Consider the following 14,482-nt stretch of genomic DNA (forward strand, 5'->3'; position numbering starts at 1 on the left):
CTTCTTTATACTTATAAGGACTAGACAATTCAAGTTAGATAAGTGTGGTGTTACTTGACGCTACAATAATTATCAAAATACTACATGTATGATTTCTTTGAAAGAATAATTTGAATAATTTATTGTTAAAATTCCTAAACCCGAAAATGTTTTAGGTAGATTAATTAATATATTCTCTTTTGAATTAAATATATTAGTATATAAAGATTGTCCTGCCAAGTCATATATTTCGATAAAAATGTCCCCTGATAAATTTATTTGGTGGTTCACATTGAATACCCCGAAATTAGGATTTGGATAAATTGTAAATGCATAAAAATTATGGCTTTCAATGTTTACTAAGCCTTCATCAATGAGATTATTACAATTGTCATCCAATCCATTTAATATCTCTGTTGCCCCAGGATAAACGAATAGATTTAAATCATCGCAATCAGTTGAATCCAAAACATAGTCTTCAATAGTGGTTAAACATGAAATTGAATCAATGAGCTCGTTGCCATATCCATCATTATCGTTATCATAAAAAAAGTGAAATGTTGGCAAGTCTTCATCAATTAAACTATTACAATTATCATCTATTAAATTACATATTTCATTTGAACCTGGATTTACAAACATATTGGAATCATCACAATCAAGGGAATTAATTGAATACCCAGACGGCGGAAAAATTTCGCAATAAAATTCACTATTGAACGCATCGCCATACAAATCAGAATCATTATCTGCATAATATAATATTGATAAATGTATTGAAGCCTCAGAATCATCACAATCTGTACTGTCAGAAACATATCCAAAAGGAGGTATATCATAACAAGTAATTGTAAGGATCATTTCATTCCCATAACCATCATCATCTTCATCGATAAAGTAGATATAAGTTGCAAGACCCTCATCTATTACCACGTTACAATTATCATCAATTCCATTGCAGATTTCAACCACGGACGGATTGATTTCAAAATTGAAATCATTGCAATCAGTACTATCAGTTGCATATCCAAATGGTGGAAAACAAGATGAAGTAAAAAGATCAGCATTCCCAAATCCATCTGCATCTTCATCTCTATAATAAACAATAGGTGTGCAATCCTCAGGTGATAGTTTAATTACCCAATAATCGGAAAGCCCAATATTGAATTCTGTCTTATCTCCTGAAATACCGGATTGAGAAGTGCCTCCAAGAATAAACCCGTAATCTGCAGTTGGCCCAATATTAATCTGCTTTGCATCTAAAAGATAATCATAATTATCACCACCAATTGTATTATCCCATTCTATACTCCCAAGAGAGGAGATTTTAATTACCCAAAAATCATGCACATCTATGGCATTTTCACTCTTATCAATTGAGGCATTTGAATTCGAATGACCACCTAATATATATCCTGAATCATAAGTTTGTTGTATTGAATATAAATTATCCTCAGAAGTTCCTCCAATTGTATTTTGCCAAATTATTTCTCCTATTGAATCTAATTTAACTACCCAATAATCATTAAAGCCAATGTTGTCCTCCCATTTATCTCCCGAAATTGGAGATTTTGAATGTCCACCGAGAATATATCCTGAATCATTTGTGTGATTTACTGAAAATAATAAATCATCAGAAATACCTCCAATTGTATTTTGCCAAATAATCTCACCTAATGTACTTAGCTTAACTACCCAATAATCATTAAAACCAATACTGCTCTCTGTCTTATTCCCAGATATTGGAGAATTCGAATATCCACCAAGAAAATAACCTTCACCTTCTACCTCATCACAAGAATTTAAATAATCATCCCCAAAACCACCGATTACTTTTTGCCATTCAATATTACCAAATACATCAAGTTTTAAAATCCAAAAATCATATTGCATATCTCCACCCGGCAAGTTTGTTTCTGTCTTATCACCGGATATTGGAGAATTCGAATATCCACCAACTATAAAACCATTTTCTGAAGTTTGGTGTATGAAAGTCAATTTATCCTCCGCACTTCCGCCGATAGTATTTTCCCATTCAATAATACCTGCGGATGAAATTTTTACAACCCAAAAATCAGTACTTCCTGGAAACCCTATGTTTGACTCAGATTTATCACCGGAAATCCCGGAGTTCGAGACTCCACCCAAGATATATCCACTGTCAATTGTTTGTTCAATAGAATATAAATAATCAGCATCATTTCCACCAATTGAATTTTGCCATTGAATATTACCTAAGGAATCCAACTTAACAACCCAAAAATCCATGCCTCCATTTCCATTGTCAGTTTTATCACCAGAGATGCCGGAATCAGAACGTCCTCCTAGAATATAGCCCCCATCATATGTTGGTTGAATGGAATTTAAAATATCAGAAAAAGTCCCCCCAATTGTATTCTGCCATTCAATCTCAGGAGCTTGGGACAATGATATTTTCGTTAAAAATATTATTACAATTAATATAAATATTTTCATTAAAATTTATTTTAAGAAGGATCCATTGTTAATTCCAATGCAAATATAAAACAAATTTTTCCGATGCAAATTTTCTGATTTTAGTGAAATTCACTGCATTTGGCGAGTCTAATTTATTGGACAGTCTTGATTTTAATATATATTTAAATAAACTTCTAATGTAATTTCTATTTTAATAAGCATCACCTATCAATTAATCAATTTCAACTCTACGATTTAATCTATTTACGGATAAATTAATATTTCACTAAATTTGAACATATTTTTTAAGGTGAGACATAAAACTTACACATTATATTTTTTAAGCATTGTTATTTTTTTCAAGAATACAGTAGATGCCCAAACTCCAACCTGGAGCGAAAATATTGCTGATATTATCTATACGAATTGTTCATCATGTCATCATGAAGGAGCAATAGCTCCATTTTCCCTGATGGATTATGATGATGCTTATGAATGGGGCGATTTTATTGCAAATGAAGTGGAGTCCAAACACATGCCGCCTTGGCCGGCTGATCCTTCTTACCGACATTTTAAAGATGAAGCTGTTTTAACAGACCTCGAAATTGATCAGATATTGGATTGGGTGGATGCAGGTATGCCCACCGGTGATCTTGCAACTGCTCCGGATGCACCTATATTTCCTGAAAATGGATCCATGCTGGAATTTATTGATCTTACCATCGCAATTGAACCCTATACATTGCAATTTGATACGGATGAATACAGATGGTTTACCGTTACAAATCCCTTCGCAGAAACAATTTATATCAATGCAATTGAAGTGGAAGCAGGTCTGCCCGATTTGGTACATCACTGCGATATTTCCTGGGATGAAAGTGGAATTTCTCTAAATTATGATTTAGAAGATCCGCTTCCTGGATTTAATTCAAGTACCGGATATCCTAATTACGATTATTATATGAATGCATGGATGGCGGGAGGAAATTTAATTAAATATCCATCCGATTGGGGAATAGAAGTTCCCCCTGGTGCAATATTTGTTTTTGAAATTCATTATGGTCCCGGAGGACAAGGATTAATTGACAGCACAAAAATAAATTTTCAATTTGTGCAGGACCCAACTGATGTACGACCGGTTTATGCATCCTGGTTATTAAATAATCCGATAGCTGCGGAAGGGCCCTTAATTATTCCTGCAGATGAAGTGGTAACCTTTCATCAGGATTATACAACTCCGCAAAAAAGATCCTATTTAACCATTTGTCCCCACATGCATTTATTGGGAAGAAGTTATAAAGTATGGTTTGAAGATGATGGTGATTCAATTCCATTAATTAATATTCCCGATTGGCAATTTCATTGGCAAAAATATTATACCTTTCAAAAAGTGCAGGTAATTCCATACAATGCTCATATTAAATCGGAAGCAGTTTATGATAATACGGTATTTAATTTAGATAATCCGAACGATCCTCCCGAAACTGTTTATTATGGTTCAACCACCGAAGATGAAATGTTCATGACCTATTTCCTCTGGACCAATTACCAGAATGGCGACGAGGATATTATTCTCGACAGCACAATACTTTATTCTCCAATAAATAATTTAACTACATCCGATCTATTTAAACTCTACCCAAATCCCGTTCGCGATTTTTTATACCTTCAAGGTGATATCAACAATACCAACATAAATCAAATAAATATTTTTAACACCTATGGCCAATTAATTCAATTACCAAATCTAAATAATATCTCTATTCTTCCTCACCGAATTAATACCACATCTCTTCCCAAAGGAATTTATTTCATCGAAGTAATCACCAACAACGGAAAATGGAATACCACTTTTGTAAAAATTGACAATTGATAATTGACAATTTGCCTCAACATAAAATTTTAGTTTTTGAACTCATTAAACAACTAAACTTCGAAGCAATATTCACCATTGTTACAAAATTTATCCGCCATAGTTAAGTGAAGGAGGACTGCCCACTGCGACTGTGACTGCGATTGCCACTCGTTCAAATAATCGAAATAGCTTAAATGCTAAAACAATTTCACTGCGAAGCAATATTCATCAATGATACAAACTGCCCACTGCCCACTGTTGACTGTTGAATTTTTTCACGCAAACGCTTATCCTCCGAAACACTTCACTTATAATTCCACCCACACCACTTATCACAATTCCAATCCTGATAAAAATAGTCATTCTACTTTCACACCCATTATAAATCAATTTATAAAATCGATTCTAACATTCACACAAATAATAAATCTTTAAAATGAAAAAAACATTACTAACAATTTTATTCGCATCAATTTTTCTGCTTAGCGGAAAAATAGTAAATGCATGCGACAATTCGAGTGCATCTTTAATTTCTCAAACAGATCTCGGCGGAGGTCAGTATGAATTTGTAGTGGAATTTTGTGCCGGAGGTGGTCAGGATGGAACAGGTTATGGTGCCGATCAGGGTACTTATACTTGGTCTGTTGCATTAGGTGGTGGTGCTACTTTTATATCTTATCCTGCAACATTAACTAGTCCGCAAACTGGTGCCGTATTTGCTGCTTGGGCACCATTTCCAATGTTTGGTTTAGAATATTTAGTGTATGATTATTTTTCTCATCCAGGTACAGGTTGGGGAGCAGATTGGTGGACAACTACAGCAGGTGGTTGGGGACCACCAGATGCATATTGTACTACATTTACTATTGTAACTAATGGTATGCCCACTGCAATTATTTTAGGTGGTGCTGAAGGAGCAGGAGTTGTAGTTGCACCATACGGATGTAACGGAACTGCCGAAATGCAAATTAATTTAGGATTTGTTGTTGAAGCAGGCGATTATCAAAGTATTTGCGAAGGTTCCTTTGCAACATTAAATGCAACTGTTACCGGTGGTGTTGCACCTTTTACTTATTTATGGAGTAATGGCGCAACAACTGCAACTACCTCTGTTAATCCAACTACAAATACTACTTATTCAGTAACTGTTACGGATGCAAATGGTGCAACTGCATTTGATGATGTTCCTGTCTTAGTAAATCCTCGCCCTGTTGTAAATGCAGGTTTAGATAAATTAATTACTAAAGGTTACGGACCAGCTTGCGTAACATTAAATGGAAGTGCAACAGGTGGTTCCGATCCAAAAACATATTCATGGAGCAATGGATCAACAATTGCAAGCCCTTCTGTTTGCCCTACAACAACTACAACATATACTTTAACGGTAACTGATTATTACGGTTGTTCACGCAGCGATCAAACAGTTGTAACACATAAAGATGTTCGTTGTGGACCATCATTAAATAAAGTATACATGTGTAAAAATGGAAATACTTATTGTTATACGGTTGCGCAAGTTCCATCCAAATTATCAAATGGATATGTTTTAGGTGCTTGTTGGATGAAATTGGGTGATGATGTTGCAGAAGGTGAAAATCCAATATCCATATTCCCTAACCCTGCAAATCAAAATGCAGAAATTGTATTTGTTTTAAATGAAGGTTCAAAAGCTATTATAGAAATTTATAATACTGCAGGTGTAAAACAACTTATATCAAATCCGGAAGTGGAAGTTACATCTGGTGTTGAAATTACTCATGTTATTGCATTAAATGAACTTGCCGCAGGAATGTATCAGGTAATTATACATTCCGATGCAGGTGAAATATTAAAAGATAAATTAATCGTAATTCACTAGAATTGGCTGTCAGATAAGTAAAAAACCTCCCTTTCTCAGAGGGAGGTTTTACTTTTTTATCACTTATTCATGATGCGATTACTTATAAATATAAAAATTTGGGCCTGCCCGAATGACCCGGCGATAAATTTAAACCTACTATAAATTATTAACTTGATAAATTGATTGGTAATGTGATAATGTTTAAAGGGTCAGGCGGGCGTGTCCCTGTGGGCCGGGCTTTCCGCTACAACTCCTCGCCTCCTTTGGTCGGCTGTGGGGTTTCCGCTACAATCCCTCACGCAACTATCAGAACCATTGAATCTTGAATTTAAAACAAGTAAATTTTATATAAATGAAACAAACATCAAAAAATATTATTTTAACCTCATCCATAATTGTATTAATTGGAATTGTTATCAGTTTGTATTTTATCATTCGTTCAGAGAATAAAGCTTTTTCTGAAAATGGAATTTCTGTCACTGCAACCATTTTAGAAAAACAAGAAATTGATGACGACCACAGCACTAAACGCGTTAAAATGCGATATGTATTTCGCATTTCCTATTTCACAGAACCTGAAACCCAGGAAAAAAATATGGAAGTAAGACCCGATTCCAGCGAAACCAATAAATCAGAAATAGACAAAAAACTCGACGATATTTTTGGTGATCCCAACCGCGAACGTTTTGGCGATTATTCCACAACAGAATTAAATGTAAACTCCGATAAATACCTACAATATAATGTTGGTGATAAGATCCGTATTACCTATCTAAAAGATTCTCCAACTAAAGTGAGAATTGCTGAGGAAGATTAATTTAAAGGAGAAAGGAGAGAGGAGAAAGGAGTTTAAATTTCTTCGAAATTTTTGGCATATGCCGTTAGTGATATTTCTTCGAAATTACTGTGTATTTTCTTCCAATGACTTTCATATCAAAATGTTTAACGAAACTTTAAAATACTTATCATAAATTAAATTAACATTTTAAGACAAAGCTCCTTATATCGCCCTCCAATGTCCTATATCAAGTCCTATGTCCTATGTCCTATGTCCTTTGTCCCGTGTCCCTAGAGGTTCAACTTATGCAAATGCACCAACAACTTCGCCCTTTTTCGAACCGAAACCGGAATTTCACTTCCATCGTTCATCTGCACACTGGTTCCGTTTTTATTTTTATAAGTGGTAACATGATTTAAATTCACAATATAAGAATGATGAATTCTTTCAAATCCAAAACTCTCCAATTGCGCTTCCATTTCTTTTAATGTTTTGCTAACCAATATTTTTTTATTACCGTTACAGTTAATAAAACAATAATTTCCATAAGAAGAACAACTAATTATATCCGATATCTGAATAATATAAATTCCCTCTGATGTTTGAATGGTAATTTTATGTTGTTGGTCAAACAATTGCGCAGATTCCGGAGCAACATTTTTTTTATTTTGGTTATTTATAATTTTCGAAATAGCCACTTTCAGGTCTGTAGCATCCACGGGTTTTAATAAATAATCAACTGCACTTACTTTGATCGCTTTTAAGGCATATTCAGAATAAGCAGAGGTAATAATTACCTTTAATCCTGGAACTTCCGATCTCTCCAAAATGTCGAAGCCAAATCCGTCGGATAATCTGATATCGAGAAATACCAACTCAGGTTTTTCTTTGGAGAGAATATCAACTCCTTCAGAAACACTTGTAGCTTCGGCAATCAATTGAATATCGGGGCAGTGTAACCCGATCTCGTACTTTAAGGCAGAGCGTGCCTGTTGTTCATCGTCAATAATAATTGTTCTGATCATAAAATATTAAAATAGGGTAAAGTTATTATTACTTTGGTACCTGCTGGTTCATGTCTTTCATTGTAAAGATCCTGAATGTCAAGTGTAAATTTTTCTGAATAATTTTTAAGATTTAATGCGGCTATGAATTCATTTATGATTTCAATTGCCTTCGATTGATGCTCTCTGGTGGAACTGTTCATTTTAGCGGCACTTCTGCCAATTCCATTATCAGTAATATAACAAATGAGCTGTCCGTTTGCCTTCGCAAATTCTAATTGTATCAAACCTTCTTTTTGTTTAGGGACTATTCCATGTACTATAGAATTTTCTAAAAAAGGCTGAACCAGCATGGGTGGTATTCCGGTTTTTTCGATATTAATGTTTTCATCCAGCACGATCTTATAAATGAATTTGCCGGGATAACGCAATTGGGTAAGATCGAGGTATAATTTTAAATATTCAATTTCCTTTTCAAGTGATACCACCTGGTCGGTATTTTCAAGAATACTTCGCAATAACTTGGAAAATTTGGAAATATATTCATTGGCCTTCTCCGTATCATTTTCAGCATAAAAACCCTTTATTGAATTTAGCGTATTAAAAATGAAATGGGGATTCATTTGCAATCGCATAGCCTTGTGTTCCAGTTCAAGTAATTTTTTTTCTGTTTCCATGGCTTCCTTTTCTTCCGTATAATTTTCCTTTATCTTTCTCAAACGCAATTTCCATGCATAATAAATAATTGCAGCCGCTATGAGCGCAATAGCGCAATAAAAAAACCATGTTTGCCAGAACGGTGTTCTAATGGTATAAGGAATTGAAAGGGTTTCACTATAAATTCCGGATCTGTTTATAGCTTTAACTTTGAATACATATTTTCCCGGAGGAAGCGATTTGTAGGTAATATTTCTTTCTCTTGTTCTTTGCCAGTTGTCATCATATCCTTCCAGAACATATTCATAGGATAAATTCTGGTGATCGCGGAAGGAAATACCGGTATAAGAAATGGTGATCTCGTTTTGATGGTAGCCAAATGTTTTATTCTGATTTAAAAGTTCTGATCGACTGGAAACAATAAAATCCTGAATTACGATCTTTGGATTGGAAACATTTCTATAAGTATTTTTTCTTGCAAAGGAGATCAGTCCGTTTTCTGTTCCTAAATATATGGTGCCATTAATTTCTTCAATGGCAAAAATGCGGTTCGAAAATGCACCGGCAGAAATATTCAGAATATTAACAATTGGTTTTTTATCTATAGTAATTGTCACTAATTCATTACTGGAACTCGCTAATATATGTTCAGAGCTTAATATTTTTATTGCATAACAATCGTTGTACGGCAATCCATCGGAAGAAGTAATTGTGAATTCCAGTTTATCATCTCGTAAAACCAAAATTCCATTCGTATTGGTTGCAACATACGTTCTACCTGTTTCCTGATCATATTTAATATCTCTGATAAATGCTTTGAACAAAGGTTCAATTTTCCCAAAGTCGATCAAAACATTATCCCTGTAACAAAATAATCCATGTATAGTACCTATCCAAGCTTCGTTTTCTTTCCCGGCAGCCAATACATTACAACGCGATTTTATTAAAGTGTATTTTTCCTGGCCATACCGGGTAGCAATGGTATAGGCTATTTCTTCATCAAAATTGTCGGCGTTAAACTTCAAAACATATTCCTGACCTAAGATCAAGGCATTATTTCCAAATCGCAACAGGTCGTTTCCATAGAAGTCGTAATATTTTTTTTGACCATTTGCTATTTTCAAAAGCCCACTTTTCGAAACTACCCACGACTCATTTTCAAAATGGCGAATATTTACAATGTCGTGATTTATTTTGGAAGGAAATTGATAATTCTTAATAACTCCTGTAGTATCTATTACAGCATAATCATCATTGGTTAGTCCTACCCATAAATTGTTATCCGCATCTTTTTCCAGACAAGTGATAATTTTGGAAGGAAGATTGGGTTCATTATATTTTAATACATTCAGCGATTGAACCAAATGCACTCCATCTTCCAACGTTGAAATCCAAAGATTATTTTCAAAATCCTTTTCTATACAAGTAACCGCCCAATCAGAAAAATAATTGTGGAGTGAAGCAGTATCATTGGGATTGAGAATATAAAGCCCTTTTCTTGTACCTATATATAAGGAACTATCTGAAAACAACTTCATAAAAATAATTTCTACACTTTTTTCCGGAAGCGTTAGTAATTTTTCAAATTCACCGCGCCCTTTTTTGTAATAAACATTTGTATAAACTCCTATTGCGATTTGATCATTGTAAATAGTTCCTCTTGGATTATAGTGTCGGTTCAGTAACCTTTCTTCTATAGTATGAACAGAGTCATTTTCCACCCATAAAAAATTATAGATCATTTTATTATAGGACATGATCACGCTATCCTCAGGTGTAATTTTACAAACCATTTCGTTTTTTGAAGCGAAATACATATTACCCTTTTCATCTTCAAATTCACCAATTACAATTTTTGTAAAGGGAATTTGCGAAAGCATTTTATTATTTTCCGGAGTATTTAATTTTCCATTTTGATAAAAAGATAATTTTCCATTTAAAGGAATAAACCAAATTCTGTGTTTTTTATCCTCATATATTCTGAAAATTTCATTGTCGGGTAATCCATTTGCAGTTGAAAAATGTTCAAATTCGTAACTATCATACCTATAAACTCCTGCATCCGTGCTCAACCAAATAAATCCTTTTGAATCCTGCATCACATAATACACTGTCGACGACAAATACACATCATCCGGATTTATCCTCGTAGCCAAAGGATCTTGAGCCCCTGCTCCAAAAGCAGCAAAACAAAAAACCAAAATGGCGACGATCTTATTCAAGAATACTTAATTTGGGTCGAATTTAGTGTTTTCTATGTTACTACTTTATCACTACACAATAATTAATGGTATTAGCTATGACAACTGTGAGTTTATTTAGGATAAGTGTTTAAGTAAAAGGTGTAAATTGAATTGCGGAGGAGTTGGCCGGAAAGGCGGGAAGAGCGGGAAGAGGGCGGTAAGAAATTTAGAAGAGCTGGAACATGAGATTACTAAAAAAGAAAATCATAACAATAATCGAGAAATCCAATACCTGCTTCTCAGCTTATGCAATAGGTTATTTTGTAATCACAGCCGGAAACACAATTCCGGAACATTCAAAAAATATAGTTGAAGCACTTATATTATATTATTGGGATCAAAAAGTAAAAGTAATAGATACTAATTTGGATAGCTTTGAGTCACCTATAGTGTGCAACACCAACCGGCATTCGCAGAAAAATTGATCCGATCAAATATTTTATAATTCCATCAATTACAATTTCGTAGAAATAGACCGAAGGTCCCGGCTGTTCATTGGTACATCGGTACATTTTTTGGCTGTCCATTGGCACATCAATTAATACGCCCTTGCAAATAATACGCGCTTACTACTCTTCGCACCAGAATAAACACAAACCCCATCTTCTTCCTTCGCATCCAAAGGAATACATCTTATCGTCGCTTTAGTTTCTGATTTAATTTTTTCTTCAGTTTCAGCAGTTCCATCCCAATGCGCAGAAATAAATCCACCCACTTCAATTTGTGTTTTAAATTCCTCCCAGGTATTTACTTCAAAATAATGTGATGTTCGAAAAGCTAATGCTTTGTTGTACATATTTTGTTGAATTTCTTCCAACAAATTCTGAATATATACTCCAACATTTTCGTTGGATATGGTAGTTTTTTCTTTTGTATCTCTGCGCGCAATTTCCAGTGTATTATTTTCGACATCGCGCATACCCATAGCAATTCTCACCGGAACACCCTTTAATTCATATTCCGCAAATTTCCATCCCGGTTTTGCATTGTCGCTGTCGTCGAATTTTACGCTGATATTTAATTTTTTAATTCTGCAATTATTATATCTGCCTTTTCACCGATCTGATTTAATTGTTCCGCATTTTTAAAAATAGGAACAATTACCACATGCAAAGGAGCTAGGCGTGGAGGAATAATTAATCCGTCATCATCACTATGCGCCATAATTAATGCACCCATCATTCGGGTACTCACACCCCAGCTGGTTGCCCAGGCATATTCCAGTTTCCCTTCTTTATTTAAAAACTTTACATCAAAGGCTTTTGCAAAATTTTGTCCTAAAAAGTGACTTGTCCCGTTTTGTAATGCTTTTCCGTCCTGCATTAGAGCTTCAACACAATATGTATCCTCAGCACCGGCAAAACGTTCGCTTTCGGTTTTTATGCCCATTATTACCGGAACTGCCATATAATTTTCCATGAAATCAGCATATATATGTAGCATCTTCAATGTCTCCTCTACGGCTTCCTCCTTAGTAGCATGTGCGGTATGTCCTTCTTGCCAATGGAACTCCGAAGTTCTCAAAAATAATCTCGTCCGCATTTCCCAGCGCATCACGTTCGCCCATTGATTTATTAAGATGGGAAGGTCGCGATAGCTCTGTATCCAGTTTTTATAGCAGTTCCATATAATTGTTTCACTGGTTGGACGGATGATAAGTTCCTCTTCCAGCTTCGATTCCGGGTCAACTATCAGTTTTCCCTTGTTATTTGGGTCAGTTTTAAGTCGATAATGCGTTACTACGGCACACTCTTTGGCAAATCCTTCGGCATGACCTTCTTCCTTTTCGAGAAAACTTTTAGGTATCAACAGCGGAAAACTGGCATTAACATGTCCTGTCTCCTTGAATTTCTTGTCCAGAATACTTTTCATATTCTCCCAAATGGCCCAACCGTGTGGTTTTATCACCATACAACCCCGAACTGCCGAATTCTCCGCTAACCCGCTCTGTATAACGAGATCGTTATACCATTCTGAATAGTTTACATCTCTTTTTGTAATCTTCTCCGCCATATATTACTTTTGGTATGATTTTGGAATAAAGTGCTTTGTCGCAAAATTAAGAATTGCACAATCAGCAAACAGATTAATAACAATTAAAATATCAGTTATGAAATTAAGATACATACCGATTATAGCAGCAATGGGGTTTTTGGCATCATCTTGCGCTACCCAAACAGCTTCAAGAGGTTCTTCTACTGACGATATTTACTTCAGCACAGAAGATGCACAGGCATCAACCATTACAACCGAAACTACAACCACCACAACTACAGCAGAAACATATTCTACTTATCCCGGCAATTCCGGAAATGTGGATTATAAACAACCTTCAGGTTCCGATGCTGATTACAGAACCGGTTCTGAAGATCTTTCATCTGAAACTTACTACGACGATGAAGGAAATACCTACGTGGTAAATAATTATTATGAAGATGATAATTATGGTTACGACGATTATGACGATTATTATTATACCTCAAATATTTACCGCTACTATTATCCTTACAGCGGTTTTGGATATTATTCATATTGTTATTCCCCTTATTATTACAATCCTTACGGTTGGAATGTAAGTTTTGGATGGGGACACGGTCATTGTTACCCTTATGCTTATTATGGATATTATGATCCATGGTACTCTCCTTATTATGGTTACGGATATGGTTATGGTTACGGCTACGGTTATGGTGGATATGGAAATGGCTATTATAACGGTTATTATGATGGTTATTATAACGGATATTACGATGGCTACTACGGTTCAGGTTATGGAGACAATGGTTACAATGGTTATAGTGATAACGGATATTATTATGGACCAAACACTTCAACAGGTTCCAATACAAATACAGGAAGCAATTCGGTGGATATGATAGCTGCCGGATATGATAAAACCGGTAATACCGATATGAATCATATTTTAACAGATAAAGGTACACTTGAAGTAAATAAAGGTGATGTGAACACCAACGCTGCTTCTGCAGATAATGGTGCAACAATTGGTACTGCTGAAGTAAATTCTATAAAAGGTGTGATCGCTAAAAATGATGTTTCTGAATTAAATGGTGCAGTAGCAGTTATGGATGATAAATCTATAAACGCCGGTCAAAATGAAAATAAAGAAGCAGGTTCTGTAAAGGTGATCAAATATTATAGTGCACCGGATGCACCTGTAAAAAACACCATCTCAGAAAATGTTTCCTCACCGGTTGTAAAAACTGATCGCGGTATAATTCGCAGCAACGATAATAATTATTCTGTGAGTAAACCGTCTTCAAATTATCAACCAAAAGGTGGCGGTCCGGTTAAACCTGCAGCTGATGCTCCAATTCAAAAACAAAATTATCAGCAACAACAAAATAATTCCAACAATCCTCAGGTAAAACCACAATATAATGGAATGCCTGAGAATAAAAATACTTACGAGCAGCCTTCAAGGCCTGATAGTAATCCTTCAAAGAATTACGAACAGCCACCCGTAAAGAAAAATACTTATGAGGCACCTAAAACAAATTCAGGTACTTCAGGTAAAAGCACTTACGGAAATAGTGGAAGTTCGCCAAAAAGCAGCGGAAGTTATTCTAATGGTTCATCAGGAAGCAGACCATCCTCAAGCGGAAGTAATTCATCATCTCCTAAAAAGAGAAGCGGAGGAAAATAAATTTATTTCTATTAAATAATTAAGAG

At 35.0% G+C, this 14,482-nt stretch carries 7 protein-coding genes and 1 pseudogene; 4 read left to right on the forward strand and 4 right to left on the reverse strand.

Annotated features, from left to right (window positions below):
* Window positions 1-72: 72 nt before the first annotated feature.
* Window positions 73-2,454: a T9SS type A sorting domain-containing protein gene (locus tag IPI31_08225; protein ID MBK7567802.1), complete on the reverse strand. Its 2,382-nt coding sequence runs from the start codon at window positions 2,452-2,454 to the stop codon at window positions 73-75.
* 271 nt (window positions 2,455-2,725) lie between these two features.
* Between IPI31_08225 and IPI31_08230 the strand changes: the two genes are divergently transcribed.
* From IPI31_08230 to IPI31_08240, 3 genes are all read left to right on the forward strand, one after another.
* Complete coding sequence (locus tag IPI31_08230; protein MBK7567803.1) at window positions 2,726-4,288, forward strand: T9SS type A sorting domain-containing protein; 1,563 nt, start codon at window positions 2,726-2,728, stop codon at window positions 4,286-4,288.
* A 418-nt stretch (window positions 4,289-4,706) separates the two neighbouring features.
* Complete coding sequence (locus tag IPI31_08235) at window positions 4,707-6,128, forward strand: T9SS type A sorting domain-containing protein (GenBank protein ID MBK7567804.1); 1,422 nt, start codon at window positions 4,707-4,709, stop codon at window positions 6,126-6,128.
* A gap of 334 nt (window positions 6,129-6,462) precedes the next feature.
* The gene (locus IPI31_08240) at window positions 6,463-6,927 is read left to right on the forward strand and encodes a hypothetical protein (GenBank protein ID MBK7567805.1); all 465 of its coding nucleotides are present in this window, start codon (window positions 6,463-6,465) and stop codon (window positions 6,925-6,927) included.
* 251 nt (window positions 6,928-7,178) lie between these two features.
* Here the strand turns inward: IPI31_08240 and IPI31_08245 are convergent, their stop codons facing one another.
* The 3 genes and pseudogenes from IPI31_08245 to IPI31_08255 form a co-directional block, all read right to left on the reverse strand.
* A complete protein-coding gene (locus tag IPI31_08245; protein ID MBK7567806.1) occupies window positions 7,179-7,913 on the reverse strand; it encodes a response regulator transcription factor in 735 nt (244 codons plus the stop codon).
* Window positions 7,910-10,771 (reverse strand): histidine kinase, encoded by a 2,862-nt coding sequence (locus tag IPI31_08250; protein ID MBK7567807.1) that lies wholly within the window; start codon window positions 10,769-10,771, stop codon window positions 7,910-7,912. Before IPI31_08250 ends, IPI31_08245 begins: the two co-directional genes overlap by 4 nt.
* A gap of 559 nt (window positions 10,772-11,330) precedes the next feature.
* Window positions 11,331-12,805 (reverse strand): annotated as a pseudogene (locus IPI31_08255) (proline--tRNA ligase).
* A 97-nt stretch (window positions 12,806-12,902) separates the two neighbouring features.
* Here IPI31_08255 and IPI31_08260 point away from each other — a divergent pair.
* A complete protein-coding gene (locus IPI31_08260; GenBank protein MBK7567808.1) occupies window positions 12,903-14,456 on the forward strand; it encodes a hypothetical protein in 1,554 nt (517 codons plus the stop codon).
* Window positions 14,457-14,482 lie beyond the last annotated feature (26 nt).

The sequence above is a fragment of the Bacteroidota bacterium genome, from assembly GCA_016706865.1.
GTDB lineage: Bacteria > Bacteroidota > Bacteroidia > Chitinophagales > BACL12 > UBA7236.

Excerpts from the sequence above, each read along its gene's own strand:
- IPI31_08240 (MBK7567805.1), top strand. The coding sequence starts at position 6,463 with ATGAAACAAACATCAAAAAATATTATTTTAACCTCATCCATAATTGTA.
- IPI31_08225 (MBK7567802.1), bottom strand. The coding sequence starts at position 2,454 with ATGAAAATATTTATATTAATTGTAATAATATTTTTAACGAAAATATCA.
- IPI31_08260 (MBK7567808.1), top strand. The coding sequence starts at position 12,903 with ATGAAATTAAGATACATACCGATTATAGCAGCAATGGGGTTTTTGGCA.
- IPI31_08245 (MBK7567806.1), bottom strand. The coding sequence starts at position 7,913 with ATGATCAGAACAATTATTATTGACGATGAACAACAGGCACGCTCTGCC.
- IPI31_08235 (MBK7567804.1), top strand. The coding sequence starts at position 4,707 with ATGAAAAAAACATTACTAACAATTTTATTCGCATCAATTTTTCTGCTT.